The 26,135-nt window shown below is 67.8% G+C and carries 25 protein-coding genes; 13 read left to right on the forward strand and 12 right to left on the reverse strand.

Going from position 1 to position 26,135, the window contains the following annotated elements; genetic code table 11:
- From BN4346_RS48265 to BN4346_RS42820, 3 genes are all read right to left on the reverse strand, one after another.
- Positions 1-1,170 (reverse strand): PPE family protein (locus tag BN4346_RS48265; RefSeq protein ID WP_067976146.1); only part of this gene is annotated, 1,170 nt, incomplete at its 3' end.
- Between the two features lie 9 nt (positions 1,171-1,179).
- Positions 1,180-1,479, reverse strand: coding sequence for a PE family protein (locus tag BN4346_RS42815; protein WP_067976147.1), 300 nt, complete (start codon positions 1,477-1,479; stop codon positions 1,180-1,182).
- A gap of 209 nt (positions 1,480-1,688) precedes the next feature.
- The gene (locus BN4346_RS42820; protein WP_067976382.1) at positions 1,689-2,750 is read right to left on the reverse strand and encodes an LLM class flavin-dependent oxidoreductase; all 1,062 of its coding nucleotides are present in this window, start codon (positions 2,748-2,750) and stop codon (positions 1,689-1,691) included.
- 91 nt (positions 2,751-2,841) lie between these two features.
- Here BN4346_RS42820 and BN4346_RS42825 point away from each other — a divergent pair, with 91 nt between their 5' ends.
- From BN4346_RS42825 to BN4346_RS42835, 3 genes are all read left to right on the forward strand, one after another.
- On the forward strand, positions 2,842-3,576 hold the full coding sequence (locus BN4346_RS42825) for a class I SAM-dependent methyltransferase (RefSeq protein ID WP_067976150.1): 735 nt from the start codon (positions 2,842-2,844) through the stop codon (positions 3,574-3,576).
- Between the two features lie 16 nt (positions 3,577-3,592).
- Positions 3,593-4,348 (forward strand): SOS response-associated peptidase, encoded by a 756-nt coding sequence (locus BN4346_RS42830; protein WP_067976151.1) that lies wholly within the window; start codon positions 3,593-3,595, stop codon positions 4,346-4,348.
- 184 nt (positions 4,349-4,532) lie between these two features.
- Complete coding sequence (locus BN4346_RS42835; protein ID WP_407695151.1) at positions 4,533-5,591, forward strand: IS630 family transposase; 1,059 nt, start codon at positions 4,533-4,535, stop codon at positions 5,589-5,591.
- Here BN4346_RS42835 and BN4346_RS49580 read toward each other — a convergent pair.
- The gene (locus BN4346_RS49580; RefSeq protein ID WP_268811500.1) at positions 5,580-5,711 is read right to left on the reverse strand and encodes a hypothetical protein; all 132 of its coding nucleotides are present in this window, start codon (positions 5,709-5,711) and stop codon (positions 5,580-5,582) included. The two genes, BN4346_RS42835 and BN4346_RS49580, sit on opposite strands and share 12 nt — an antisense overlap.
- A gap of 198 nt (positions 5,712-5,909) precedes the next feature.
- On the opposite strand from BN4346_RS49580, the gene BN4346_RS42840 reads away from it, so the two are divergent.
- Entirely contained in the window at positions 5,910-7,094 is a 1,185-nt protein-coding gene (locus BN4346_RS42840) for a Fic family protein (RefSeq protein WP_067976155.1), read from the forward strand.
- A gap of 1,308 nt (positions 7,095-8,402) precedes the next feature.
- Here the strand turns inward: BN4346_RS42840 and BN4346_RS42850 are convergent.
- Positions 8,403-8,912: a TetR family transcriptional regulator gene (locus BN4346_RS42850; protein ID WP_067976159.1), complete on the reverse strand. Its 510-nt coding sequence runs from the start codon at positions 8,910-8,912 to the stop codon at positions 8,403-8,405.
- A 138-nt stretch (positions 8,913-9,050) separates the two neighbouring features.
- Here BN4346_RS42850 and BN4346_RS42855 point away from each other — a divergent pair, with 138 nt between their 5' ends.
- From BN4346_RS42855 to BN4346_RS42870, 4 genes are all read left to right on the forward strand, one after another.
- Positions 9,051-10,220 (forward strand): acyl-CoA dehydrogenase family protein, encoded by a 1,170-nt coding sequence (locus BN4346_RS42855; protein ID WP_067976384.1) that lies wholly within the window; start codon positions 9,051-9,053, stop codon positions 10,218-10,220.
- Between the two features lie 251 nt (positions 10,221-10,471).
- Positions 10,472-11,050: an IS607 family transposase gene (locus tag BN4346_RS42860; protein ID WP_067976161.1), complete on the forward strand. Its 579-nt coding sequence runs from the start codon at positions 10,472-10,474 to the stop codon at positions 11,048-11,050.
- Positions 11,050-12,441 (forward strand): IS607 family element RNA-guided endonuclease TnpB, encoded by a 1,392-nt coding sequence (gene tnpB / locus BN4346_RS42865; RefSeq protein ID WP_067976167.1) that lies wholly within the window; start codon positions 11,050-11,052, stop codon positions 12,439-12,441. Before BN4346_RS42860 ends, tnpB begins: the two co-directional genes overlap by 1 nt.
- On the forward strand, positions 12,438-13,568 hold the full coding sequence (locus BN4346_RS42870; protein WP_235653777.1) for an acyl-CoA dehydrogenase family protein: 1,131 nt from the start codon (positions 12,438-12,440) through the stop codon (positions 13,566-13,568). The genes tnpB and BN4346_RS42870 overlap by 4 nt, the downstream gene beginning before the upstream one ends.
- A gap of 5 nt (positions 13,569-13,573) precedes the next feature.
- Here the strand turns inward: BN4346_RS42870 and BN4346_RS42875 are convergent, their stop codons facing one another.
- Both BN4346_RS42875 and BN4346_RS42880 read right to left on the reverse strand, forming a co-directional pair.
- A complete protein-coding gene (locus BN4346_RS42875) occupies positions 13,574-14,395 on the reverse strand; it encodes an IclR family transcriptional regulator (protein ID WP_235653778.1) in 822 nt (273 codons plus the stop codon).
- Between the two features lie 23 nt (positions 14,396-14,418).
- The gene (locus BN4346_RS42880; protein ID WP_067976388.1) at positions 14,419-15,195 is read right to left on the reverse strand and encodes a glucose 1-dehydrogenase; all 777 of its coding nucleotides are present in this window, start codon (positions 15,193-15,195) and stop codon (positions 14,419-14,421) included.
- A gap of 100 nt (positions 15,196-15,295) precedes the next feature.
- On the opposite strand from BN4346_RS42880, the gene BN4346_RS42885 reads away from it, so the two are divergent.
- Positions 15,296-16,912 carry a flavin-containing monooxygenase gene (locus BN4346_RS42885; protein ID WP_067976177.1) on the forward strand — a complete coding sequence of 539 codons (1,617 nt, stop codon included), beginning with the start codon at positions 15,296-15,298 and terminating at the stop codon, positions 16,910-16,912.
- A 14-nt stretch (positions 16,913-16,926) separates the two neighbouring features.
- On the opposite strand, the gene BN4346_RS42890 is transcribed toward BN4346_RS42885, so the two are convergent.
- Both BN4346_RS42890 and BN4346_RS42895 read right to left on the reverse strand, forming a co-directional pair.
- Positions 16,927-17,940, reverse strand: coding sequence for a hypothetical protein (locus BN4346_RS42890; RefSeq protein ID WP_067976184.1), 1,014 nt, complete (start codon positions 17,938-17,940; stop codon positions 16,927-16,929).
- Positions 17,937-19,367, reverse strand: a complete 1,431-nt coding sequence (locus BN4346_RS42895; protein ID WP_067976185.1) for a M28 family peptidase — start codon at positions 19,365-19,367, stop codon at positions 17,937-17,939. The genes BN4346_RS42890 and BN4346_RS42895 overlap by 4 nt, the downstream gene beginning before the upstream one ends.
- Positions 19,368-19,465: 98 nt before the next feature.
- Between BN4346_RS42895 and BN4346_RS42900 the strand changes: the two genes are divergently transcribed.
- On the forward strand, positions 19,466-20,482 hold the full coding sequence (locus tag BN4346_RS42900) for an Lrp/AsnC family transcriptional regulator (RefSeq protein ID WP_167666260.1): 1,017 nt from the start codon (positions 19,466-19,468) through the stop codon (positions 20,480-20,482).
- Between the two features lies 1 nt (position 20,483).
- Here BN4346_RS42900 and BN4346_RS42905 read toward each other — a convergent pair whose 3' ends face one another.
- Positions 20,484-21,344, reverse strand: a complete 861-nt coding sequence (locus BN4346_RS42905; protein WP_067976187.1) for an SDR family oxidoreductase — start codon at positions 21,342-21,344, stop codon at positions 20,484-20,486.
- A 61-nt stretch (positions 21,345-21,405) separates the two neighbouring features.
- Between BN4346_RS42905 and BN4346_RS42910 the strand changes: the two genes are divergently transcribed.
- Positions 21,406-22,281 (forward strand): NAD(P)-dependent oxidoreductase, encoded by an 876-nt coding sequence (locus BN4346_RS42910; RefSeq protein ID WP_067976390.1) that lies wholly within the window; start codon positions 21,406-21,408, stop codon positions 22,279-22,281.
- A 22-nt stretch (positions 22,282-22,303) separates the two neighbouring features.
- On the opposite strand, the gene BN4346_RS42915 is transcribed toward BN4346_RS42910, so the two are convergent.
- Positions 22,304-23,239: an SDR family oxidoreductase gene (locus tag BN4346_RS42915; protein WP_067976189.1), complete on the reverse strand. Its 936-nt coding sequence runs from the start codon at positions 23,237-23,239 to the stop codon at positions 22,304-22,306.
- A 175-nt stretch (positions 23,240-23,414) separates the two neighbouring features.
- Positions 23,415-24,347, reverse strand: coding sequence for an enoyl-CoA hydratase (locus BN4346_RS42920; protein ID WP_067976190.1), 933 nt, complete (start codon positions 24,345-24,347; stop codon positions 23,415-23,417).
- A 99-nt stretch (positions 24,348-24,446) separates the two neighbouring features.
- Between BN4346_RS42920 and BN4346_RS48270 the strand changes: the two genes are divergently transcribed.
- Together BN4346_RS48270 and BN4346_RS42930 are read left to right on the forward strand one after the other, a co-directional pair.
- Positions 24,447-24,620, forward strand: a complete 174-nt coding sequence (locus BN4346_RS48270) for a hypothetical protein (protein WP_096867729.1) — start codon at positions 24,447-24,449, stop codon at positions 24,618-24,620.
- Positions 24,621-26,114 carry an alpha,alpha-trehalose-phosphate synthase (UDP-forming) gene (locus tag BN4346_RS42930; RefSeq protein ID WP_407695152.1) on the forward strand — a complete coding sequence of 498 codons (1,494 nt, stop codon included), beginning with the start codon at positions 24,621-24,623 and terminating at the stop codon, positions 26,112-26,114.
- Positions 26,115-26,135 lie beyond the last annotated feature (21 nt).

Raw genomic sequence — 26,135 nt, forward strand, 5'->3', positions numbered from 1 at the left:
CCCGTAGCGGGGACCGCCGAACCCGCGGAAGCCGGCGCCGGCCGCACCCGCACCCGCGGCCGGGATACCCGGCATTCCAGGCATTCCCGTTGGCGGTGCAATCGGAGCCCCGCCGAGAATTCCACCCGCGGACGGCAGCGCCGCTGCCGCAGCAGGACCCACCGGCACCCAGGAGCCGCCGGAGACCGGGCCCAGCGTGGAGGCTGCCGCCATCGGCGGAACCCAGGCCGCCGGAACCGAGAGGCCGCCGACCGCGCCGGCGGCACCGGAGGCTGCGCTCGCCGCACCAGAGGCCGCGTTGGCGGCGCCCGCCGCCGCGCTGGAGGCTCCCGTCGATGCTGCCTTCGCCCCGTCCGCGAACAGCTTCTGCAGACCGAGCACACCGCTGACACCACGCCAGACCGCACAGACGTTGTTCGACTGCAGGTTCGAGTGGGTCAACAGCTGGCTCATCAACTGGTTCGACAAGGTGTAGTTCGGGTCGTTGAGGATGTCCTGGGCGGGGTTGCCGGTGCTCTCCGCCGAGTGCGAAGTCAGCGAGTTCACCAGATGCTGCAATGTGCCGGACGCCTTGGTGGCCTGGGTCGCCGTCGCATTGCCGGCCGCCTGAGCGACCGCGTTGCCGGTGGCGGCGTCGCCGGCCGGGTTGGTCGGGTTCGGCGGCGAGGTGAAATCGCTCAGCTTGGTGGCCGCGCTGGACTGGGCCTGATAGCCGTACATCGCGATGGTGTCCTGTGCCCACATCTCGCCGTGCTCGGCTTCGGTGGCCGCGATCGACGGAGTGTTCTGCCCCAAGATGTTGGTGGCGACCAACTGCTGCAGCAGCTGGCGGTTGGCCGTCACCGCCATCGGGGGCACCGTCTGGGCGTGCGCCGTCTCGTAGGCGGCCGCGGCCGCCCGGCTCTGGACAGCGGCCTGCTTGGCCTGCTCGGCGGTGAGCTCCATCCAGTTCACATAGGGCGCGGCCGCCGCCGCCATCGACGCCGAAGCCGATCCCAGCCATTCCTGCGAGGTCAGCTGGTTGATGACCGAACGATACGCGGCGGCAACCGTTCTCAGTTCAGCTGACAGCGCACTCCACGCCGATGCGGCCGCCACCATCGGTTCCGAGCCGGGCCCGGAGTATATCATGGTGGAGGTGACCTCCGGCGGTAACGACAGGTAGTTCATCGCTGCGGACTATCCGGCCGCGGCTGCGTTGGCCGCCTCGGTAGCTGCGTACGCGTTGGCCCCGTTGCTCAACGTGTTCACGAACATTTCGTGGACGGCCGCGGCCTGGGCGCTCACGGTCTGGTAGGCCTCCGCGTGAGCGGCGAACTGTGCTGCCGTCAGAGCCGACACCTCGTCGGCGGCGGCCGGAACCACGCCGGTGGTGGGGGCCGCTGCCGCGGCACTGTGGGCGGCCATCGACGAACCGATGGTCCGCAGGTTGGCGACCGCGGCCAGTAGCGCCTCGGGCTGCGTGGTGACGAACGACATGAACGCTCCTCGTCGAAGTCTTTCGTGATCCGCGCTCGCCGCGTTGGGCGATCGCGTGCGCGGTTGGGCGCAGACCCGACGCTAAGCGATCTGAACCCCGAGACCCAGTCGCGGAGGAGATTTTTCGAAGATTGCCAGCAACTGTTCATTGACAGTTGGTAACTGTATCCGAAGCATTCACCCAGCGGCACCGTGGCGTTGGGCTGTCGTCATCCGCTGTTCACCAACTCCGACGAGTTCGGCGACACCGCGTCGGCCAACAAGCGCAAGGTGGATTCCCGCCCCGGCGAGCTGGTGGGGTCGGCGCCCCGCCGAGCCGATGCGACCGGATTGAGCATCAATTCTTCCACACCGAACCGGTCCGCCAACTGCCGCAACTGCGCCAGCGCCTCCGCCGGTGTTCCCCGCACCGCGCGCTCGAGTTCTGCCTGCGCGACGCCACTCTGCTCGGGTGTGAGTGCCGCCTGCTCGGCATCTTCGACCAGCATCAACGGGCCCGGCTGTTGCCCGATCGCGGTGCGGGCCTGTAAGTGCAGGTAGGGAAGTATCAAAGCCGTTGCCTCCTCCCGTGTTTCGGCGACCACGGTGTTCACGGTGAGGAAGGCGATCGGTTCGGCCGCGAGTTCGCTCGGCACGAATTCCGACCGGTAGCGGGTGAGCGCTTCCTCGGTCTGCTCGCCGAACAGGTGGTGGCCGAACACATAGGGCAGGCCCTTGACTGCGGCAACCCGGGCCGAGTCCACTGAGGATCCCAGCACGAAGACCCGGGGTGTCGTCAGCGCGTGCGGTGTCGACTTGAGGACATAGCTGCGGTCCGCCAGTTGCACCGCCACCCCGGCGGGGCCCACCAGGGCGATCACATCGTCGAGGTGGTCGGGGAAATCATCGGGGGCGCGGTCGCCGCGGCTTCCGCGCAACACCATCGACGCCACCGGGTCGGCGCCGGGAGCCCGTCCGATGCCTAGGTCGATGCGGCCGGGATGGGCGGCCTCCAACAGCGCGAACTGCTCGGCCACCGCCAGGGGTGCGTGATTGGGCAGCATCACCCCGCCGGCGCCGACGCGGAGACGCGACGTCGCAGCGGCCAGCATCGCGGTCAGCACCGCCGGGCTGGTCGCGGCAACCGACGGGATGTTGTGGTGTTCGGCAACCCAGTACCGGGTGTAGCCGAGTCGGTCCGCTACCGTCGCGAGCCGCATCGTCGCGGCCAGCGCATCCGGGGTGGACTGGTCCGTGCGTACCGGTGTGAGATCGAGAATGGAGAGGCGCACAGCGGCGATCTTGCCAGTACGCACGCGCCGTCGCCGTTCATACACCGCGCGTTCTGATTTCGTTAACCCGACTCGCGCACAGTGGCAGGTGATGAACAGCGACACCGAACTCGCCGGCATAGCACCGTCGGCGCCCGCTGCTCCGCCCGAGCCGTGGGACATCGGCCGCCCGCAGCCGGTGGTGCAGCAACTGGTGGCCCACGGCGCCTTGCGGGGCGAGGTGCTGGATCCGGGAACCGGCCCGGGCCACCACGCTATTTACTATGCTGCTCAAGGATATTCGACAACCGGCGTGGACAGCTCTCCGGCCGCTATCGCGGTGGCGCGACACAACGCAGCCCAAGCCGGCGTGACGGTGAACTTCCAGCTGGCCGATGCGGTTGACCTGATCGGGTTCGACGGTTGCTTCGACACCGTCGTCGACAGCGCGTTCTACCACCTGTTCCAAGACGACGAGGAGACCCAGCTGCGTTATGCGCGCAGCCTGCATCGGGCGACCAAGCCGCAAGCGCGGCTGTTCCTGTTCGAGGCCGGACGCCACAATGTCAACGGCTGGCAATTGGACGGCCTGTCGCCCGACCGCTTCGGTCGGCTGCTCACCGAAGCCGGGTGGCGTATCGACCATGTTGGGACCACTACCTATCAGGGCTCCTTCGAGCCGACCGCCTTCACCGAGATGGTCGCGGTGATGGAGGCGCTCGGCCGGGAGGACCTGGTGGCGGGGGTCCGGGCGTTGGCCGACCGGTTCGCGATCCTGCAACCGCTGCTCGAAGACAACCTGGTACACATGCCGTTCTGGGCCGTAGCCGTCACGCGGATCGATTAACTGTCACCATGAAGGCATGTGCGGGCGTTTCGCGATAACCACCGATCCGGCGTTACTGGCGCTGCGGATGGACGCGATCAACGAGATTCCGGCGACCGCTGATTCCGGACCGAACTACAACGTCGCGCCGACCGACAGCATCGCCACCGTGGTCAGCCGGTACACCGCGCTGCATGGACCGGCCGACGAGCCGACGCGGCGGGTCCGGCTGATGCGCTGGGGGCTGGTGCCGCCGTGGGCGAAGGCCGGCCCGGCCGGTACGCCGGCGAGCGGCAGCCCGCTGATGATCAACGCCCGCGCCGAGACGGTCACCACCGCCCCGGCATACCGAGCGGCCGTCGAACGCCGGCGCTGCCTGGTGCCGATGGACGGTTACTACGAATGGCGCGCGGGACCCGGCGTGCCCAAGGCGCCCAAGACGCCGTTCTACATCCACGGCGACGGCGCGATGCTGTTCGCTGCCGGCCTGTGGTCGGTCTGGCGTCCCGACCGGCGGCGTGATCCGCTGCTGAGCATCGCGATCATCACCACCGAGGCGGTCGGGGAACTCGCCGGGATCCACGACCGGATGCCGCTGCTGCTGTCCGAAAACCCCTGGGATAGTTGGCTGGATCCGGATGCTCCGGTCGACACCATGCTGCTGGCCGAACCGCCGGACGTGCGGCGGATCACCGTGCGGGAGGTCTCCACGTTGGTCAACAGCGTGCGCAACAACTCACCCGAGCTGATCGCGCCGGCCGTGCCGCACCCCGAGCAGGCCACGCTGCTGTAACGGTCCGGTCCGCCGGGTCGTGGGCTTCGCCGGTGCTCAGGGAACTCCTAATTTGAAGCTCCCGTTCATGTCGGCTTCAGATTGTCGTCGCTGCCCAGTCAACTCGGGTGCCTAGTGTCGTGAGTCGTTAATTCGAGTTCAGACGTTAGACTAGGGTGTGCCGAGTCCGATTCCTGTACCCGTGATGCTGAGCGATGATGAACGTGAGCAATTGGAGTCCTGGGCCCGCCGGCCTAAGAGTGCTCAAGCGTTGGCGATGCGCTCGCGAATTATCCTTGCCTGCGAGGGTGATTCGAGTAATACCCAGATCGCCGCAGACTTGAAGGTAGCCCGGTCGGTGGTGACGAAGTGGCGCAATCGGTTCGTCGTGGACCGCCTCGACGGTCTGCTCGATGAGCCGCGGCCGGGCCGGCCGAGGGTGGTCGGCGATGAGCAGATCAAGGATCTGATCACCGCGACGTTGGAGACCACGCCGACCGATGCCACGCACTGGTCGACCCGGTCGATGGCCGATCACCTGGGGTTGAGCCAGTCGATGGTCTCCCGAGTCTGGCGGGCGTTCGGACTGGCGCCGCACAAACAGGATTCGTGGAAGCTGTCCAAAGATCCGCTGTTCATCGAGAAGGTCCGCGACGTCGTCGGGCTCTACCTCGACCCACCCGAGCGCGCCGTCGTTCTCTGCGTGGATGAAAAGACCCAGATCCAGGCCCTCAACCGCACCCAACCGGTGTTCCCGATGCTGCCCGGTACACCGGCGCGCGCCACTCATGACTACGTCCGCCACGGCACCTCGAGCCTGTATGCGGCCCTGAATCTGGCCACCGGCCAGGTCATCGGCTCCCTGCACGCTCGGCACCGTTCCCAGGAATTCCTCGCATTCCTCAAGAAGATCGATGCCAACGTGCCCGCCGAGCTGGACTGCCACGTCGTGCTCGACAACGCCTCCACCCACAAGACCCCAGCGGTAAAACGTTGGCTGACAAACCATCCCCGCTTCGTCCTGCACTTCACCCCGACCAGCTCCTCTTGGCTCAACCTCGTCGAACGCTGGTTCGCCGAACTGACCACCAAGAAACTGCGACGCGGAACACACACCTCGGTGCGCCAACTCAACACTGATATCCGCACCTGGATCCAAACCTGGAACGACAACCCCCGGCCCTACGTCTGGACCAAAACCGCCGACCAAATCCTCGAATCAATCGGTAACTACTGCAAGCGAATTAACGACTCACGACACTAGGCGCTTCAGGTCAGCGAGGCGGTTCTCTCGCCGCCGCTCAAGCTTCAAGATCTCGTCGACCGCAGCGCTGCGCTCGGCCTCAAGCTCATCGAGCGCCGCAGAGATGCGTTGATTGGACACTGCGTCATATTACCGCAGAAGATGACGTGGCAATAGACACAGTAGATAGCGTGTCTCTAGCTGTGGCATGGAGCGTGTCAGTCAATATCGTCCGATTGGACGACTGCGACATCGCACGACAGTGTTTATAGCTAACTTTAGGGCTATAAAACTATAGTAATGATGTTGTTGGTGTCTCTTAGATGAGAAGGGTTCGCTATGGGTTGGCCTGCGCATCAAGCCGAACAGCGTAAATGGGCGCCTCGTACGCGCCAGGGTAACCGTGACGATCGCATGCTCAAGCAGATCGAAGTGGCGCTACCGCCAACGATCGGCAATCTGAGCTATGACCCTGTGGGTGCAGTGGCGCGCGCGCATGAGGCCGCCTTGGTTGCTGTCGCTCGCCTCGAAGCCGGATTCGGCCAGCACCTCGCACCCTTAGCGGATTTCTTGCTGCGGAGTGAGTCTGTGGCGTCATCCAAGATCGAGCACATCGACGCTGGATGGCGGGCATTCGGCAAAGCCTTCGCAGGTGGAAACGCCAGCGCGCAGGCAGAATCCCAACTAGCTGCCGTTCGGGCGTTGATACAACTTGTTGAGGCGGCCGACGCCGGTCCACTTACTCTCGAAGCAGTCCTCGACACCCATCGACTACTGATGGCACCTGACCCCTACACCGACAGTCCCGGGCAGCTGCGCAACGTCCAGAACTGGATCGGTGGCAGCGACTACACACCTATCGGCGCGCTGTACATACCGCCACCACCCGAGTTAGTGCCTTCTCTTGTGGAAGACCTGCTGGTCTTCGCCAACCGCACAGATCTGCCGATTGTCGCTCAGGCCGCAATCGCCCACGCCCAGTTCGAATCGATCCACCCGTTCACTGACGGCAACGGTCGCATCGGGCGTGCACTGATCAGTGCGATCCTCCGCCGACGTGGGCTCACCCAACGGGTAACGGTGCCGCTGGCATCGGTCATGCTGGCCAATACTGATGACTATTTCGCGCGGCTCACCAACTACCGCCGCGGTGACGCCAATCAATTTGTCGGCTACCTCGCTGAGGCTGCGGCACATGCGAGCAACGCCGCGGAAGAATCGGCAGTCCATCTCGCCGAACTGCCCGACCACTGGCGGTCAGTTGCGCGCCCGCGGTCGGGCTCTGCAGACGAGACCCTCATCGAGAGCCTCTTGGATGTCCCGATCTTCAATGCCGATACCGCGCAACAGATCACGGGAACAACAGATGCCAGCACATACAGGGCACTCGGAAGGCTGACGGAGGTCGGCATCCTTGAAATATTGTCAACGGGCGCGCGCAACCGTGTCTGGGCTGCCGCTGACGTGTTGACCGAGCTTGATGCACTCAGTGATGCGATCGGTCGGCGGGTCCGCCGCGGATAGGGGTTTCCGATCGGCCATTCCGCCGTTGATCGGGTGTAGATGATGCACAGGGGCCGAGTCGCGGACGCCTGGTGCGCGTTTCAGCTCCTGGCAGCGCTGGTTCTTGCGGTCTTGACCGCTGCGCAGCCACGAAAGGAGGTCGGGTCACCGTCGAATTAGGCCTTCAAGGAGGTACGAACTTTCCGGCGAGGAGAGTTCAACCCACTGGTCGCGGTCGCGATGCGCAGGGTGGACGGTCATCGGCAGTCGGTCCAAGACATCGCGAAGGTCGCTGCGCACAGCCGCTGGGCTGTATCGGATCCAGTCGGTGGCGTCGCCCCACCGCTCCCGATCGATCAGGCTTCCCCCGAGCGACGCTGGGGCAGGGGCGCACAAGGCCCAAATGAAGGGCGGAAAGCAAATCTCAGCGAAAACGTCATACACCTGTCGCACGCCGAGCACTTGCATCATGGAATAGGCGCTGGAAATACGGCAGGCAGGCATGTTCACCCGTGCGACACGTAGCTGCAGGCCGGGCGGCAGGCGGAGATCCGCTTCGTCGCGCAGGAGTTGGCCAACGAGCTCGCCGTGAACCAAGCGGAGTGACGGGGCAAGCGCAACCACGCCATGCAGAAGCGAGCGTGCAACCCGTCCCGGAGCTACGTATACGGCGGGGACGCTTCCCGCCTGATTCGGCAAAGCGAAAGCTCGCGCGTGAAGGCGATCGCTTCGAGCGACCCGCCTTGCGAGATCTCCGTATGCATTGTCATATTGGCTTGCGAGTGTGTTGCACCTATGGCACAGCGTTCGAAGCCACAAACCTCCCTCTTGAGGTGTGTCATGGCGCAGCACTCCTTCGCGAATGTAGGGCCGCATACGGGCGACGCGGTTACCCGCGTTACCTGCGCATTGCGGTGGTACGTGCGCCCTAGTCAGATCAGTGGACCTCTGGCACAGGTGGCACAGAATCCCTGCCTTGGGGGCCGGTACTAGATAGTCGCGCCGCGATGCCACTGGCTCAAATTATCCTTGCGCCCCGACATCCACGATGATGGCCATGACAATGTTGGCTTTCGCGGATGGGTCGACTCCGGCAGCATTGGGGCGATGGCCTGCGGAGGGCCCGGGTGCTGACACCTGGTTCTTAATCAGCAGGTCCAGAGTTCGAAATCCCGAGGGTCGCATCGCTGGCGCGATAGCGCATGCCTCGCATCGTTTTCGGGCTCGTCTCAGCGGTTCTAAAGCGTGATGGCCGTTGTCGATTGGCACTCAATACGGGGCTATACACGCGGGCCCGAAAACTGCTTAGGCGATGTCGCGTTGAGCGCATCACTGTGGGATGTTCGCGCTGCCGCCCGCCAGCTCCCGCAGCTCCGTCACCGCCTGCGCGGCCGTCGGCGCACTCTCGGGATCGATCAGCGACTGAATCATCATGCCCAGCACCACTGCCAGCGCCACCGAGCCGCCCAGCTCCTCGCGCGCCCGCTGCTGGCCTTCGGCGAGACGCGCGCGCAGTTCGTCGTTGCGTTGGGCTTGCACGATCGCTTCCAGGTGCGAGGTCCACAGTGCCTTGTCGGTGGTGAAGGACTCGAGCACCGCCTGCCATCGCTCCACGGCCGTGGCTGCCGGCTGCCCGTCGGGGGACATGCGGGCGTCGAGTTCGTCGAGTTCTTCGAAGAGGGCCTGCACCAGCAGGCGTTCGCGGCTGCCGAAGTGATAGCCGATGGCGGCATGGCTGACACCGGCCGCCGCGGCGATGTCGCGCACCGTGGTGTTCGCCCAGCCTCGTTCGACGAGGCAGCGCTTGGCGCCCTCCAGCAGATCCTCACGGTTGCCCATGAAGGCAGGTTAGCCAGGGCAGGAGCAGTTGCACAAATGGATTGACCATATGGATTGACCATTTGGACAAATCGGGAGTACGGTACTGACACCAACGGATCCCGCCGGGGGTTCCGCAGAGAGCAGGAGGTGCCGGTCATGGCGCACGAAGTCGTCGAGCGCATCGAGAAGATCGCCGCCCAGCTGGCGGGCACCGCCGAAGACAGCGAACGGCTGGGCAAGCTCTCGCAGCAGTCGGTGGCGCTAATTCGCGAAGCCGGCGTGATGCGGATGCTGCAGCCGACGGACTTCGGCGGTTACGCCGCCCACCCGCGCGACTTCGCCGAGGCAGTCATGGCGGTGGCCAAGCACTGCGGCTCCACCGGATGGGTGTGCGGCGTCGGGGGAGTGCACCCCTGGGAGATGGCGCTGATGGACCGCCGGCTACAAGCCGAGATCTGGGCCGAGAATCCCGACACCTGGATCGCGTCCCCCTATGCCGCACAAGGCGTCGCGACGCCGGTCGAGGGCGGCTACCGATTGACCGGGCGATGGAACTTCTCCTCGGGCACCGATCACTGCGACTGGATCTTCCTCGGTGCGCGCGTCACGGAGACCATGCCGCCCAAGGTCTTACACGTCGTCCTGCCGCGCACCGACTACACCATCGTCGAGGACTCCTGGGACGTCATCGGCCTGTCGGGCACCGGCAGCAAAGACATCATCGTCGACGGCGCCTTCATCCCGGACTACCGCACCATCGACTTCGAGCACGTCGCCTCCGGTGCCGGCGCCGCCGAAGCGGCCGGGCGCGATGAGACGGTCTACAAGCTGCCGTTCTGGGCCATGTTCCCGCTCGGGATCACCAGCGCACTCATCGGGATCACCGAAGGCGCACTGGCCGCGCACCTGGATTATCAGCGCGACCGGGTGGCCGCCACCGGCACCAAGATCAAAGACGACCCGTACGTGCTCTACGCCATCTCCGAGGCCGCCGCGGAGATCGCCGCCTCCCGTGTGCAACTCCTGGACGGCATCAGCCGAATGTACGACCTCGCCGACGCCGGTAAGGAGATCAGCTTCGAGGACCGGTCGTTGGTGCGGCGCAACCAGATTCGCTGCGCCTGGCGGGCCGTTTCTGCGGCCGACGCGATCTTCGCCCGCTCCGGGGGCAATGCCGCGCGCCGCAACAACCCGCTGCAGCGGTTCTGGCGCGACGCCCACGTCGGGCTGGGCCACGCCATCCAGACCCCGGGGACCATCTATCACTCCAGCGCCCTGACGGTCATGGGGGTGGAGCCGGCGCCGGCGTTGCGGGCGATGATCTGAGGGCTGCGACTACTCTGCCCCGCCTACTTCGGGACTTTCTCTATCCTCCGAGCAGTGCGCGGGCGTCCTTGATCAGTAGCGTCAGATGCAGTTCATCGGTCGGGCCTGGCGTGAAGTCGAAGTGCCGGTTAAAAACTGGCGCCATCCGCGTGCAGTGCGATCGGTCGGCGGGTCCGCTCCGGATAGGGGTTGTCAGCTGTTGTGTGGTGAGTGGTCGGTAGTTGTCGGTGGTGTGCTGTAGGAACAGGTGTATGGATCTTGCGGCGTGGGCTGGGCGCAACGGTGTTGCGTGGGTGAGCGCGTATCGCTGGTTTCACGCGGGCCGGTTGTCTGTCCCGGCGCAACGAGTGGGTCGGCTGATCCTGGTGAGGGATGCGACGGCCGAGCCAGTCCAGCATCGGCGGACGGTGGTGTATGTGCGGGTCTTGTCGGCGGAGCAGAAGGCCGGTCTGGATCGGCAGGTGGCGCGGGTAGCTGCGTGGGCCACGTCGGAACAGATCCCGGTCGATGAGGTGGTTACCGAGGTCGGGTCCGCCTTGATCGGGCACCGCCGCAAGTTCCTTGCGTTGCCGCGTGACCCGACGGTGAGCCGGATCGTTGTGGAGCATCGGGATCGGTTCTGCCAGTTCGGATCTGAGTATGTCGAAGCCGCGCTCGCTGCGCAGGGCCGCGAGTTGGTCGTGGTCGATGCCGCGGAGGTCGATGATGATCTGGTGCGCGATATGACCGAGATCCTCACCGGTATGTGTGCGCGGCTCTACGGGAAACGCGCCGCAGCCAACCGAGCAAAGAGGGCGATGGCGGCCGCCGATGATGGTGAGGCGGCCTGATGGCGAAGTTCGAGATTCCCGAGGGCTTTTCGGTGCAGGCTTTCCGGTTCACCCTAGACCTGACCGAAGACCAAGCTCGGTCGTTGGCGCGGCATTTCGGCGCTCGCCGTAAGGCGTACAACTGGGCTGTAGCGGCCCTGAAAGCCGATATCGGGGCGTGGCGTGAGACTGGTGTCGAGACGGCGAAGCCGTCGCTTGCTGTGTTGCGTAAACGCTGGAACACGGCCAAGGACGCGGTGTGTGTCAACGCCGCGACCGGGGATGTGTGGTGGCCGGAGTGCTCGAAAGAGGCCTACGCCGACGGGATCGGCGGCGCGGTGGATGCCTACTGGAATTGGCAAGCCTCCCGCGCAGGGACCCGCGCCGGCAAGCGAGTCGGGTTCCCGCGGTTGAAGAAGAAGGGCCGCGACGCCGACCGGGTGTCGTTTTCAACCGGGGCGATGCGCGTCGAACCCGACCGCCGGCACCTCACACTGCCAGTCATCGGCACAGTCCGCACCCACGAGAACACCCGGCGCGTCGAGCGCCTCATCGCACAAGGCCGGGCGCGGGTGCTGGCGATCAGTGTGCGCCGCAACGGCACCCGGATCGACGCCAGCGTGCGGGTGCTGGTGGCGCGCCCGCAGCAGCCTAACGTGGCACTGCCGAAGTCACGGGTCGGTGTCGACGTGGGTGTGCGTCGGCTGGCCACGGTCGCCAGCGCAGACGGCGCAGTGCTCGAACGGGTGCCCAATCCTGGTCCGCTTGATGCTGCACTCAAAGAGTTACGACACGTCAGCCGGGCCCGCTCCCGCTGCGTGAAAGGGTCGCGCCAATATCGCGAGCGCACCACAGAAATGTCCCGGCTGCATCGCCGGGTCAACGATGTCCGCGTGCATCATTTGCACGTCCTGACCACACGATTGGCCAAAACTCACGGCCGGATCGTGGTCGAAGGTCTGGACGCTGCGGGGATGCTGCGGCAAAAGGGTCTGCCGGGGGCACGAGCCCGCCGACGCGGCCTGTCCGATGCCGCCCTGGGAACGCCGCGGCGGCACTTGTCCTACAAGACCGCCTGGTACGGATCACAACTGGTGGTGGCTGATCGGTGGTTCCCTTCGTCGAAGACTTGCCACGCTTGCGGGCATGTTCAGGACATCGGCTGGGCAGAACACTGGACCTGTGATCGCGCTGGCGGCGGTTGCGGGACCACTCACCAACGCGACGATTGCGCCGCGATCAACCTCGCACGCTACGAGGAACCCGATAGCGTCGTCGGCCCAGTTGGGGCCGCCGTCAAGCGTGGAGCCGACCGTAAGACCGGGCCACGCCCGGCTGGTGGCCGTGAAGCGCGGAAGGGACCCGGCCACCCGGCCGGGAAACAACCCCGAGACGGGGTGCGAGTCGCGTGACCACTAAAGATCACTCACTCGCAACGGCGGCGCGCATGGCCGAGGGCGTGTTGGCGGCGGTTCAGGCGCTACTGCCGGCGATAGCAGAGGCCGCCGACCGGGTCGACCGAGACGGGGCGGTGGCGGCCGAAACCGTCGCGGGCCTGCGCGATGCGGGTGTCTTCACGCTGCTGCAACCCACCGGATTCGGCGGTCGGCAGATCGATCCGGGCAGCTATCTGGCGGTGGTCACCGAGATCTCGGCGGCCTGCACCTCGACCGGATGGCTGGCCGCCGCACTGGCGGTCAACTCCTGGCACCTGGCCCTGTTCGACGGTGCGGCCCAGCGCGATGTCTGGGGTGCTGATCCGGGCGCGCTGATCTGTTCGGCCTACGCGCCCACCGGCCGCTTGGAGCGCACAGGCGACGGGTTTCGGCTGTCCGGTCGGTGGAGCCGCTGCGCCGGGGTGGAGCACGCCTCCTGGCTGATCGCCGGGGCGCTGGTGGTCGGGGAGGACGGTGCCGCGGAGGACTTCACGGTGGCGCTGGTGCCCCGCAAGCACTACACGGTCGAGGAGACCTGGAACAGCCTGGGGCTGCGCGGGATCGGCGCCCACGACGTGGTGGCGTCCGGTGCTCCGGTACCGGCCCAGCACTGCTTCGGCTGGGTCAGTGACGCGCAGCGAGCCACGCTCGCACCGCTGTATCGCCTGCCCCAGCCCACGCTGTACACGCACGCCGGCACCGCACCGCTGCTCGGCGCCGCCGCAGGGGTGCTCGACGCGCATCGCGATCAGATGTCGAATCCGTTGGGCGCATTGGCGATGGCGGCCGCTGGGCTGGAGGTGTCCACCCTGCAGATCCGCCGCAACCTGGCCGATCTCGGCGAGTGTGCCCGGTCGGGCACCATCCCCGATGCCGAACTGATGCTGCGGGCACGCCGCGACCAGGTGCTGGCGTTCGAGCGGGCGATGCAGGCGGTCAAGCGGTGCGTCGAGCAGGCCGGCGCCGCTGCGGACGCCCGGCTGGACCGGGTCTGGCGCGACATGCAGACCGCGCGGTTGCACGCCGCCAACGACGTGGAGCGGGTGTTGACGGCGGTGGGGCAGTTCGCCTTTGGCCTGCCGGTCGACGACCTCATTCTGTGAGGCGGTCAGACCCAGGCGTCGGCGGAGATGGTGCGCAACACCCGAGACAGCATGCTGTCGGTTTCGGCCTCGCGCTGCTGGCCGGCGGCCGGTGTGGACCCGCTCAACTCGTGGGAGATCCGGCCCGCGGCGCGCATGACGAACGGCGCGGTGCGCTGCAACCGGTGCATCGGCACCGCGCCCGTCAGGGACAGCCCGGCGATCGGACCGTCGCCCGCCGCGATCGGCGCGGCGACACTGGACAGGCCCACCGCCAGTTCCTCGGTGTCGTAGGCCACCCCGTGCCGGCTGCGGATCCGGGCCAGTTCCCGGTGCAGGGTGGCCCGGTCGCCGATGGTGGCCCGGGTTCTTTTGGGCAGCGTGTCGCCGACGAGAGCGTCCACATCCTCGGCTGGCAGTCGCGCCAGCAGCGCCTTACCCAGCGCGCTGGCATGCGCGGGGGTACGGCCGGCCACCCGGGTCGGTACCAGCGCGCCACCGTCGCCGGCGATCTTGTCCAGATAGACCACGTCGGCGCCGAGCAGCACTCCGAGATGCACCACCAGCCTGGTGTCGGAGTGCAGGCGGGCCAGGGTCGGCGAGGCCACGCCGCGCAGTTCGGCGTGGTCGACCAGCTGCGACACCGGCAGCGGTGAGGCGGCCATGCCGTAGCCATCGGGCCGATGCTGCACCAGACCAGACGACTCCAGCTGGGTCAGGATTCGATGCACCGACGAGCGCGGCAGCCCGGTGCGGGCCACCACCTGATCGAGCCGCAGCCGTTTACCGGGCTCGTCGAACAGGTTGATGATCAGCGCCACTCGCGCCACCATCGACGTGGCATCCATCAGGGGCCATTATCCCCGCGACGTCACTGCCCCATCACGTATTTCACGGTGGGTCCCGCGGTCCAGCCGCCATCGACGGCGATCTCCGCGCCGGTGATGTAGGCGGCCTCGTCGGACAGCAGGAAGCTGACGGCCCCGGTGATCTCTTCGGGCAGACCGACGCGACCCATCGGGGTGTTCGGGTAGTGCCCCTCTCCGGGCTCGATGCCGACCTGCGCGGTCATCGGGGTGTAGGTCATGCCGGGATGCACCGAGTTGACCCGGATCTTCTCGCCGGCCAGTTCGACCGCCGCGATCTTCGACAGGCCGCGCACGCCCCACTTGGATGCGCCGTACCCGGCGGTCAGCGCCAGGCCCATCAGCCCGGCGGCCGACGAGATGTTGACGATGGAACCGCCGCCCGCGGCGCGCAGCGGTGCGATGACGGCCTGGATGCCGTTGAACACGCCCACCAGGTTGACCTCCAGCACACTGCGGAAGTGCGCGACGGGCTCATGCTCGACGAGCTGCCCGGTCGCCACGCCGGCGTTGTTGACCAGCCCGGTCAGCCCGCCGAACTCGGTGATCGCCGACTGCACCGCGGCTTCCCAGTCGGCCGGGTCGGTGACGTCGAGGTGGACATAGCGCGCGGTCTCGCCGAGTTCTTTGGCCAGTCGGGCCCCGTCCTCGTCGAGAAGATCGCCGATCACCACCCGGCCGCCGCCGTCGACGACGTGCTGGGCGAACGCGGCACCCAGGCCGCGCGCACCGCCGGTGATCAGGACGACTTTGCCGGCCAGTCGGGCCGTATGGGTGAGCATGGCCATAGCTTCGGGGCACGAGCGCCCCACGTCACAGCCTGTCCCACCCAGCGAGACAGTCGGTGGGTGGGTGCGGTGCGGCTTCCTAGCATCGCCGGTCATGGAGACGAACGTGGATGTGGTGGTGGTCGGGGCGGGCTTCGCCGGCCTCTACGCGCTGCACCGCCTGCGCGGCGACGGGCTCAAAGTCCGGGTGTTCGAAGCAGCCGACGGGGTGGGCGGGGTCTGGTACTGGAACCGCTACCCCGGCGCCCGCTGCGACGTCGAAAGCGTCGACTACTCCTACTCGTTCGACTCCCAGCTGCAGCAGGACTGGGACTGGACCGAGAAGTACGCCACCGGGCCGGAGATCCTGCGCTACCTCAATCACGTCGCCGACCGCTTCGATCTGCGACGCGACATCTCGTTCGGGACGCGGGTGACCAGCATGGTCCTCGACGAGACCACCTTGACCTGGCAGGTGCGCACCGACGCGGGCGAGCTGGTGACCGCCCGGTTCTGCGTCCTTGCGGTCGGGCCGCTGTCGAACGCCAACGTCCCGGCCATCGACGGACTGGAGTCATTCGCCGGCGAGATCTATCACACCGCGCAGTGGCCGCACGGCGGCGTGGACTTCACCGGCAAACGGGTCGGGGTGATCGGCACCGGATCCTCGGGTATTCAGGTGATCCCGCCGATCGCCGCGCAGGCCGCCCGGTTGGAGGTGTTTCAGCGCACCGCCAACTACAGCATTCCAGCCGGTAACGCGCCACTGGACGAAGCCACCCGCCAGGCACAGAAGGCCGGCTACACCGAACGCCGGCGGCTGTCGCGGGCCAGCGGCGGCGGCTCACCGCACGAGCCGCACCCGTGCTCGGCGCTTGAGCTGAGCGCCGAGGAGCGCGACGCTGCCTACGAGCGACGCTGGCAGCTGGGCGGGGTGCTGTTCTCCAAGACCTTCCCCGATCAGCTGGTTACCCTGGCGGCCAACGACACGGCACGCCTGTTCTGGGAGAACAAGATCCGCGCGATCGTCGATGACCCGGCGACCGCCGAACTGCTGATCCCCAAGGACCATCCGATTGGAGCCAAGCGGATCTGCACCGACGACAACTACTTTGAGACCTTCAACCGCGACCACGTGCATCTGGTGAATCTGCGCGCCACCCCGATCGAGCGGATCGACGAGCGTGGCATCTGCACCACTGCGGCACACCACGAGCTGGATGTCCTGGTCTTCGCGACCGGCTTCGACGCCATGACCGGGTCGGTCGCCAAGATCGACATCGTCGGGCGCGACGGCGTGACACTCAACGACGCCTGGGCCGGCGGACCACTGACCTACCTGGGGTTGAGCGTCCCCGGATTCCCCAACCTGTTCAACATGACCGGCCCGGGCAGTCCGTCGGTGCTGGCCAACATGGTGTTGCACTCCGAACTGCACGTCGACTGGGTCGCCGAGGCGATCGCCTACCTCGACGCGCACAGCGCCGCCGCCCTGGAGGCCCGCCGGGATGCGGCCGCCGACTGGGGCGCCGAGTGCGCCCAACGCGCAGCAGAAACCCTGATGACGCAGGCGAATTCGTGGTATCTGGGCGCCAACATCACCGGGCGGCCACGGGTCTTCATGCCGTTCGTCGGCGGCTTCGGCACCTACGGCGCGATCATCGCCGAGGTGGCCGCCGCGGGCTATAAGGGATTCGACGTGTTGACGAACGACCTCATCCGCACCAGGTAACGCCCCCGCACACCTCACTGCCCGAGCTTGGCCCGACACCAATCCGCGGCGGCGGCCGCGGCGAGATCGACGGTGGGCGAGTGCATTCCGTTCCACCAGTGCAGCTCGACGTCCGTGCCGCGTGCGCGCTGTAACTGGACCAGGCGGCGGGTGAGCCAGAAGGGTGCCACCTCGTCGAACCGGCCGGCATCGATGCGCAGCGAAACGCCGGCGGGCAGAAGCAGGTCGGCTACCTCGTCGGCCCGGAACGAGTCGAGCAGGTGCCGGCGCACCTCGGCGCCCCGCGGCCCCAGCAGGGCGCGCGGCGCGAGCGCGCCGAAGGAGTCCGGTTCGCACAGCTCGGTCAGGCTGCGTTCGCCCAGGTGCGGCCAGCGGGCCAGCGCCTCGCGGCTCAGCCCGCCGCCTGTCAACAGCGGTCGCAACGGCTGCGTCGTCGTCGCCGCGCCCTCGATCATCAGGGCGATCAGCGCCGTCACCACCTGAAATCCGGGCAGCACGACCGGCAGTCGCAGGGCCGCCCCGATCGTCTGGTCCATCCGGGTCACCGGCGTGAAGGCGACCACGGCGCGCAGGTCGAACCCCTCGATGGGTCCGGCGGCGACGGCATGCATCGCGGCGAGCGCCCCCTCGGAGTGCCCGGCGCTGATCCACCGCCCGTCGAGCGGCCATCGCCCGCGGGCCCACGTCAGCAGGTCACGCACGCTGCGCCCGAGGGAGACGCCGCGCAGGTACGGGTGCGGGCCCGGGCTGCCCAGGCCCTCGTAGTCCGGTTGCAGGACCACCGCGCCGGCCGTGGCCAGCCGCGAGACGAACGCGTCACCCTGGTGGATGCGGCGCGACTCGGGATGGCCGGGCGTGGCCAGGCTCGGCGCGGCCCGGTCCGAACCGCCGGTCGTCATGTGGCCGTAGGTCACCACCGGCCAGCCGGATGCCGGTGGCGGACCGTGCGGCAACCACACCAGTCCGGTCTGCGTCATCGGTTCGCCGTCGATCGACGTCGACGCGAACGCCACGGGTTCGACGATCACCAGCGGCCCCGCGGGAGCAGGCGACGCAGCCGCCGCGGGATGAGGCCGATCCGGCCCGCCGGCCGATGGTCGGCGGCGTCGATGAGGTCGACGAAGGCCCGGCCCACGGCCTCGAGTTGGTCGACGTCCACCTGCTCGATGGTGTCGGCATCGTCGTAGAGGTACAAGGGGCCCGAGACGAGACTGATCGTGGGCACGCCCGCCGCGAGGGTGAACGAGGCGTCGGTGGGGATGCCGCCGGCGACGAACTCCGGGACCGTCGCATTCAGCACCGAGGTCGAGTGCAGTCCGCGGCGGCGGATCGTGCGAACCAACTGCCACTTCAACGCGGGACGGACGTTCTCGAAGAAGGCGCGTGGCTCGGTGTCGCGCAGCGTCTCGAACCCGCCGTCGGCGCCTATGCGAGACCGCAGGCCCACGTGCTCGACGGTGAGGTTCAGCGCCAGCGGGAAGGGGCTCTGCGGGTCGAGGGCGTACTGGCAGGCGAAGCGTTGGTGGGCCTGGTAGCCGGTGAAGTGGGTGTCGAACGTGACGAACATCAAGGTCTTCTCGCGGGGGCCCTGGCGCCGGGCACGAGCGACCTCCTCCTCGGCGATGGCGATGACCTCGGCGGTGCCGCTGGCGTCCTCGACGGCGCCGGGACCGACCGAGTCGTGATGGGACTGCACCATGATCGTCTCGGGGCAGCGGCCCCGCAGGACGCCGACGACCGTCGACGATGCGACGCGTTCGCGGGTCGAATCGAGGGTGAGTGTTGCGCGCGGTTCCTTGCGCAACAGGGTGCGCAGGCGGGCGCCGCCGGCACGGGTGACCCAGACGCCCGGCAGTTCCATGAGCGCGCGCCGGTAGTACTCGTTGTGATAACCCAGTGACTCCGGGTACTCGGCCAGCACGCCGATCAGGCCGACGGCGCCGGCTGCCGTCGCCTGCGTCATGACCCGGGTCAGCGTCGTCAGGTAGGGGTTGCGCGAGGTGAGCACCTCACGGCGCAGCATCCGCCGACCGGGGTCGTGGACGTACTCGGCGAGCGGCAGCAGGCTGGCCTGGCTCATGGTGAACCGCAGGTCGAACAGCACCAGACGTCCCCGCACGTCGTGGCGTGCGATCCGGTCGGACCCGATGTCGACGACCTCGGCGGTGAGCCCGTCGGGTCCGGTCGACCACTTCCCCACGGCGTCGTGGGCCGGCAGCTGGCAGTGCAGCACGGGCGCGGCGGGCACCTGCTCATCACCGACGCGCAGGCCCACCCGTGATGCCTGCCACCGGAAGGCCTCGTCCGGCTCGATCCAGACCTCATCGAGGCCGGCGGCGGTCAGCCGGTCGCGCACGTAGGCGGCCGCCGCGACGCCGCCCGGGGTGCCGGTGGCGCGGGGGGCGAGGGCGACGAGGTCAGCGATGGTGGCGACGAGTTCGTCGGTGCGGATCACGTGGCGACTTTAAGGTGATCCGACGCTTACCGATGAACCTACGCGGGTTTCCAATAGAAAAATGATTGGCGATGCAGGATTTCGCTATTCTCAGGCCCGTGACTGGGCCCGTACAGGCAGCGTGGCAGCCCCCCGAACCCCTGGCCGAGATCGACCTCGCCCTCATTCACGCCCTCCAAGTGTGGCCGCGGGCTCCCTGGCGCGCGATCGGGGCGGCGCTCGGCGTCGACCCCGCGACAGCAGCGCGCCGATGGCAGCGACTCGTCGACGAGCGACTTGCGTGGCTCGTCGTCCGGCCGAGCGCGCAGCAGTTGGCCCCCGATCGCGACGCGATGCTGGTCCGCCTGGCGTGCCGCCCGGGCTCCGCGGCGGCGGTGGCGACCGGGATCGCGCAGCGCGAGGACGTCCTGGCCGTCGACGTGCTGGCGGGAGCGGACGCCGTCGCCGCGATCGTGCTCGGCCGTGGCCTTGCCCCGCTGCACGACGAGGTCGAACGGCTTAGCGCCGAGCACCCCGATGTGACCGCCGCACGCGTGGCCTTCCTCAGCGCCGTGCACTGCGAGGACGCCCAATGGCGGCTTCGGGTGCTGTCCCCGGCCCAGCAGGCCCACCTGGCGAGCCCCCACCCGAATACGGCCGACCGCGGGCGGCCACCGCGTCCCGAGGTCGTCGCCGAGTTGACCGAAGCCCTCGGCGAAGATGCCCGGATGAGCCTGGCCGACCTCGGCGGACGCCTGGGAACCTCCGAGGTCACCGCCCGGCGACTGCTCGATCGGGCGCTGCGGGGCCAGTCGATCCGGTTGGGCTGTGACGTGGTGGCACCGGCAGTGGGCGCGGGGCGGGCGGTTCTGCTCGAGGTCGAGGTCGACGATCCGCACAGTGCCGGGCTGGCGATCGCCGCACTGTCGCCGGTGCTGCGCTGCGCCACGGTCGTCGGTCCGGCGAATCTGGTGCTGATGGCGCGATTCGTGTCCCTGGCCAACCTGGCGGGGTTCGAGTCCGCGGCGGCCGCCCTGGCTCCCGGCTGGCGGGTCCGCGACCGCGCCACCGTCACGCACGCGGTGAAGCGTCAGGGTCGGCTACTCGAAGCGGACGGTCGAGTGCGCAGCCACTGACTTACCCCTGATGCGTCTTGGCGAACGATCTCATCCGCAGCAGGTAACGCGGTACTCCCAAGACCCCGAGACTGCGTGGCCAGTCATCGGATCGGAAGTAGGCGTCGGTACCCCCGTCGACGAAGATGACGCTGCCGCAGAGGAATTCCGCGGCATCAGAGAGCATGAACATCATCCAGTCGGCCAGCTGTGCCGGATCTCCGTACCCGCCGACCGGCACCGGGAACGACTGAAGAGCCTTGGCCTGCTGAGGGATGGCCAACAACTCATCCAGCAGTGGAGTCTGGATCGCCCCGGGCGCCAGCACGTTGAGCCGGATCCCGCCGCCGGCCCACGCCGGCGTCACTGCCTGGCGGCGTGCCCAGCGGGTTACCGCGATCTTCGATGCGCCGTAGGCCATCGACGGCGCCGCAGGGCCGAGTAGCTTCACCGTTCGAACCGCCCGCGCCGTCTTGCCGGCGAGCAGGGCGCGCACCGCTCGACGGGGAACGGCGGGGATGGTGGTCGACGAATTGCTGCCGATCACCACCACTTTGGACCGTTCGCCTGCGGCCAGCGCCGGCTGCCACGCGTCGAGCAGATCCACCACCCCGCGAAAGTTCACCTCGAAGATGATCCGGGGCATGCTCGGTCCCGGCTTCGGGCCCAGCCCGGCCGCCAGGACCGCCCCGTCGAGGCGACCCCCACACTGGGCCAGCACCTGCTCAGCGGCGCCCGCGCGCCCGGTCGGGCTGGACAGGTCCGCAACGACCTCGGCGTCGCGCAGGTCGACCCCGATCACGGTGTGACCGGCCGCCCGCAGCTTCTCCGCCACCTGCCGTCCCATACCGGATGCCGAACCGGTCACCGCGTACACACCCACGAGACGTCCTCCTCCACCCGTTGCGCTCCGTCATACAGACATACAGGGCAAGGTGGACACCATGCACGTCGGCTTCATCGGACTCGGGAACATGGGCAGCGGCATGGCCGCCAACCTGCTCAAGGCGGGTCACGCTGTCACCGCCTACAACCGGTCACCGGCCAAGGTGGAAGCCCTGGCTCAGCAAGGCGCCACGCCGGCGCGCACGGTAGCCGACGCCTGCCGCGGCGACGTGGCGCAGACCATGTTGGCCGACGACGATGCCGTCGAGCAGGTCACCCTCGGACCGGACGGCATTGTGGCGTCGTTGCCGCCCGGCGGCACCCACATCTCGTCGAGCACGATCAGCGTGGCACTGGCCCGCCGGCTCACCGCCGCACATGCCGACGCGGGCCAGTCCTACGTCGCCGCACCGGTCTTCGGCCGGCCCGAGGCCGCCGCGGCGGCAAAGCTTTTCGTGATCGCCGCGGGCGCGCCGGCGGTCCTGGACGTAGTGGCGCCGCTTTTCGACGCAATCGGTCAGCGCACCTTTGTGGTGTCCGAGCAGCCCTACACCGCCAACCTGGTGAAGCTCTCCGGCAACTTTCTGCTCGCTACCGTCATCGAGTCGCTCGGTGAGGCCACCGCGCTGGTGGAGAAGGCCGGGGTGGATCCGGTGACCTACGTCGACATCCTCACCTCGACGCTGTTCAACGCTCCGGCGTATAGGACCTACGGCGACCTGATTGCCCGCAAGAGCTTCGTGCCGGCCGGTTTCGCCGCCACCCTCGGGCTCAAGGATGTCCGGTTGGCGTTGCAGGCAGCCGAGGAGCTGACGGTGCCCCTGCCACTGGGCAGCCTGCTGCGCGACCGCTTCCTGACCCTGCTCGCCAACGGCGGCGGACAGTTGGACTGGTCGGCGATTGCCACCCTGGCCGAACGCGACGCGGGGCTCTGAGGCCCCGAAACAAACCCGTCGGTCAGCCCTCGACCACTCCCCGCAGCCCGTCGGCCCCGAACGCCGGCTCCAGCATCGAGGAGAAGTCCGGGCCGCGGCGCAGCATCTGCCCACCGTCGACGTTGATGACCTGACCGGTGATGTAGCCGGCCGCGTCACTGAGCAGGAACAGCGCCAGGTTGGCGACATCTTCGACCTCGCCGGGTCGCGGAAGCGGCGTGCAGACGCGGTAGTCCTCGCTCAGCTCGGGCGAGTCCAGGATCGGGGCTACCAGCTCGGTACGAGTCAGGCCGGGGCGGATGCTGTTGACCCGCACCCAGGAGGCACCCAACTCGTCGGCGGCCAGCTGCATCATGTGATCCAGCGCCGACTTGGTTGGCCCGTAGGCGCCGAACCAGCGGTGGGTATTGCTGGCCGCGATCGAGGAGATGCCGACGAAGGAGCCCCCGCCGCCGCGCACCAGCGCCCGGCCGGCGTGCTTGAGCACGTACATGGTGCCGTTGACGTTGAGGTCGACGGTGCGCCGCCACAACTCCGAGTCGATCTGGGTGATCGGCCCGATGGTCTGCGAACCACCGGCGCAGTGCACCACCCCGTGCAGCCGGCCGTGCTTGGCCACCGCGGCATCGACGGCGGCGATCACGCTGTCCTCGTCGGTGACGTCGGTCGGCAGGTGACGGACCGTGCCGCGGGGTTCATGCGGCGGTCCCAGCTTCACCTCTCCTCCGTCGAGCCTCGCTGAACCGCGGGGTTCATGCGGCGGTCCCAGCTTCACCTCTCCTCCGTCGAGCCTCGCTGAACCGCCGAGCTCGGCGGCCACCTTCCCTAATCGATCGGCGTCTCGCCCGACGATCAGGACGTCGGCGCCCGCGGCAGCCAGCCCGGCCGCCACGGCCTTGCCGATGCCGCTGCCACCGCCGGTGACCAGGTAGCTGCGGTCTTCAAAGGAGAGCTGCACACCGACCCCTCACATCGAAACTGAAACAGGTTCTACCTATGGAACCACGGCGCCGCCATCGCCCAACGTGCATTCAGCACGGAATCCGGGGGGCGATTTCCCGGGCTGATTACACGTTCGGCGAATGAAGGACGAAAGAAGATGGCCGGTGGGCCGAACGACGCAGGGCCTTAGGTCAGGGTTGGTCGCGGCGGGCCACGGCGGTGGGCCCGGCGGTGCGCCAGTCTTCGACATCCGGCGGCAACCCCAACGGGGCGCGGTTTTCGTTATGAGCCGCCCAATGCGCATGGCCCAGTTGATGGATGTGGAAGCCGTGCCGCAGCGCCTCGGTGAAGCCCATCGCGTCGGCGGCACCGTTCACCGAATCCTTGATCAGCAACGCGGCCATGGTGGGCAGCTTCGCGATGCGCCGAGCGAACTCCAGCGTCTTGTCCGCCAGCTCATCGGTCGGAAACACCTTGGACACCATGCCGAGCCGGTGCGCCTCGTCGGCGTCCAACGAGTCCCCGGTCAGCAGCAGCTCCTTGGCTTTGCGGGGGCCGAATTCCCAGGGGTGGGCGTAGTACTCCACACCCGGCATGCCCAGCCGCACCCCGACCACGTCGGAGAACCGGGCATTGTCTGCGGCCACGATCAGGTCGCAGGCCCAGATCAACATCAGCCCGGCAGAGATGGCGTTGCCCTGCACCTGTGCGATGGTGATCTTGCGCAGGTCCCGCCACCGGCAGGTGTTCTGGAAGAAGAAGTGCCACTCCTGCAGATACGTCTTCTCCACCACCGGCTCCCGGGTGGCGCCGTGGGATTGGAACGTCGGGTGCTGCGCCGGTCCGGGCCGCCGCTCGAGCAACGTGGCCTCCGACCCCAGGTCGTGGCCGGCAGAGAAGTTCTTGCCCCGCGCGGCCAGGATCACCACCCGGACGGTGTCATCGGCCTCGGCGCGGCCGAATGCCTCGTCGAGCTGCACCAGCAGGGTGCGATTCTGCGCGTTGTGCACGTCGGGGCGGTTCAGCCAGATCCGGGCGATGCGCCCGTCGTCGAGCGTTTCGTAGTCGACCAGGCGATCCGAAGTCTCGCCAGCGCGCTGCGATGCGGTGTCCGATGTGACCATTGCCTCCGCCCTCGTCGTCTTCGCACCACAGGCTACGGCGGCCGGCCCGAGCTGCCCGAGCCAGGTGTGACCGAGCGCGCACTTCGCTAGAGTCAAGTCATGCCTGCTAAATCCGAAGACGCCGACATCGAGGACGTGGAACCGCTGGCCGACAGCACCGCGCGCCAGGCCCGGCGAGTGGTTGCCGCCTACGCCGAGGACGCCGACGAGTGTCGGGTGTTCCTGTCCATGCTGGGAATCGGGCCCGCGACACCCGACAAGAACGGGGCGTAGATGCCGGAGTCGGGGCCGCCCGGCGGTTCAGCGAGGCTCGACGAAGGAGAGCCGAAGTTGGGACCGCCGCAAGAACCCGGGGAGTCCGATTTCGTTGTGGTGGCCAACCGGCTGCCGATCGACATCGAGGTGTTGCCCGACGGCACGACGGCCTGGAAACGCAGCCCCGGCGGATTGGTCACCGCACTCGAGCCCCTGCTGCGTAAGCGCCGCGGCGCCTGGGTCGGCTGGCCCGGCAGCCTGGACGCGCCCGCGGGGCCGATCGACGTCGAAGACTTGCGGCTGCATCCGGTTCCGCTGGACAGCACCGATATCGCCGAGTACTACGAGGGTTTCTCCAACGCCACCCTGTGGCCGCTGTATCACGACGTGATCGTCAAACCGATTTACCACCGGCAGTGGTGGGACCGCTACGTCGACGTCAACCGCCGCTTCGTCGAAGCTGCGTCGCGCGCCGCCGCCCCGGGCGCCACGGTGTGGGTCCAGGACTATCAGCTGCAGCTGGTCCCCAAGATGCTGCGGGATCTGCGTCCCGACCTGACCATCGGATTCTTCCTGCACATCCCGTTCCCGCCGGTGGAGCTGTTCATGCAGCTGCCGTGGCGCGCCGAGATCGTCGACGGCCTACTGGGCGCCGACCTGGTCGGCTTTCACCTGGCCGGCGGAGCCCAGAACTTCTTGTACTTGGCCCGCCACCTGGCCGGCGCGGTGACCTCGCGGGGGTCGGTCGGGGTGCGCAGCCGGTTCGGTGAGGTGCGGTTGACCGATCGCACGGTGCGGGTAGGCGCCTTCCCCATCTCGATCGACTCCGGCGAGCTCGACCGCAAGGCGCGGGAACGCGGGATCCGGCGGCGCGCCAAGGAAATCCGGGCTGAACTGGGCCATCCTCGCAAGATCCTGCTCGGCGTGGACCGGCTGGACTACACCAAAGGCATCGACGTTCGGCTCAAGGCATTCAACGAGCTGCTGGCCGAGGGACGCGCCAAGCGGGACGACACCGTGCTGGTGCAGCTGGCGACTCCGAGCCGCGAACGGGTGGAGAGCTACCAGATCCTGCGCGACGACATCGAACGCCAAGTCGGCCATATCAATGGTGAGTACAGCGAGGTCGGCCACCCGGTGGTGCACTACCTGCACCGCCCGGTCCCCCGCGACGAACTGATCGCGTTCTTCGTGGCCAGCGACGTCATGCTGGTCACCCCGCTGCGCGACGGGATGAATCTGGTCGCCAAGGAATACGTGGCGTGCCGCAGCGACCTGGGCGGCGCCTTGGTCCTCAGCGAATTCACCGGGGCCGCAGCGGAATTACGTCAGGCCTATCTGGTCAACCCGCACGACCTGGAGTGCGTCAAGGACGTCATCGAAGCAGCGGTCAACCAGACCCCGGAGGAGGGCCGCCGACGGATGCGGGCGCTGCGCCGTCAGGTGCTGGCCCACGACGTGGACCGCTGGGCCCGATCGTTCCTCGGCGCGCTCGCCGACTCCGCGGAGTAGCTCAGCCGACGGCGCCGACCT

Source organism: Mycolicibacter icosiumassiliensis (genome assembly GCF_900078685.2).
Lineage (GTDB): Bacteria > Actinomycetota > Actinomycetes > Mycobacteriales > Mycobacteriaceae > Mycobacterium > Mycobacterium icosiumassiliensis.

Coding starts and splice junctions, on each gene's coding strand:
- BN4346_RS42815 (WP_067976147.1), bottom strand. CDS start 1,479: ATGTCGTTCGTCACCACGCAGCCCGAGGCGCTACTGGCCGCGGTCGCC.
- BN4346_RS42825 (WP_067976150.1), top strand. CDS start 2,842: ATGAACAGCGACACCGAACTCGCCGGCATAGCACCGTCGGCGCCCGCT.
- BN4346_RS42830 (WP_067976151.1), top strand. CDS start 3,593: ATGTGCGGGCGTTTCGCGATAACCACCGATCCGGCGTTACTGGCGCTG.
- BN4346_RS42835 (WP_407695151.1), top strand. CDS start 4,533: ATGCTGAGCGATGATGAACGTGAGCAATTGGAGTCCTGGGCCCGCCGG.
- BN4346_RS42840 (WP_067976155.1), top strand. CDS start 5,910: ATGGGTTGGCCTGCGCATCAAGCCGAACAGCGTAAATGGGCGCCTCGT.
- BN4346_RS42850 (WP_067976159.1), bottom strand. CDS start 8,912: ATGGGCAACCGTGAGGATCTGCTGGAGGGCGCCAAGCGCTGCCTCGTC.
- BN4346_RS42855 (WP_067976384.1), top strand. CDS start 9,051: ATGGCGCACGAAGTCGTCGAGCGCATCGAGAAGATCGCCGCCCAGCTG.
- BN4346_RS42860 (WP_067976161.1), top strand. CDS start 10,472: ATGGATCTTGCGGCGTGGGCTGGGCGCAACGGTGTTGCGTGGGTGAGC.
- tnpB (WP_067976167.1), top strand. CDS start 11,050: ATGGCGAAGTTCGAGATTCCCGAGGGCTTTTCGGTGCAGGCTTTCCGG.
- BN4346_RS42875 (WP_235653778.1), bottom strand. CDS start 14,395: ATGGATGCCACGTCGATGGTGGCGCGAGTGGCGCTGATCATCAACCTG.
- BN4346_RS42880 (WP_067976388.1), bottom strand. CDS start 15,195: ATGCTCACCCATACGGCCCGACTGGCCGGCAAAGTCGTCCTGATCACC.
- BN4346_RS42885 (WP_067976177.1), top strand. CDS start 15,296: ATGGAGACGAACGTGGATGTGGTGGTGGTCGGGGCGGGCTTCGCCGGC.
- BN4346_RS42910 (WP_067976390.1), top strand. CDS start 21,406: ATGCACGTCGGCTTCATCGGACTCGGGAACATGGGCAGCGGCATGGCC.
- BN4346_RS42920 (WP_067976190.1), bottom strand. CDS start 24,347: ATGGTCACATCGGACACCGCATCGCAGCGCGCTGGCGAGACTTCGGAT.
- BN4346_RS48270 (WP_096867729.1), top strand. CDS start 24,447: ATGCCTGCTAAATCCGAAGACGCCGACATCGAGGACGTGGAACCGCTG.
- BN4346_RS42930 (WP_407695152.1), top strand. CDS start 24,621: ATGCCGGAGTCGGGGCCGCCCGGCGGTTCAGCGAGGCTCGACGAAGGA.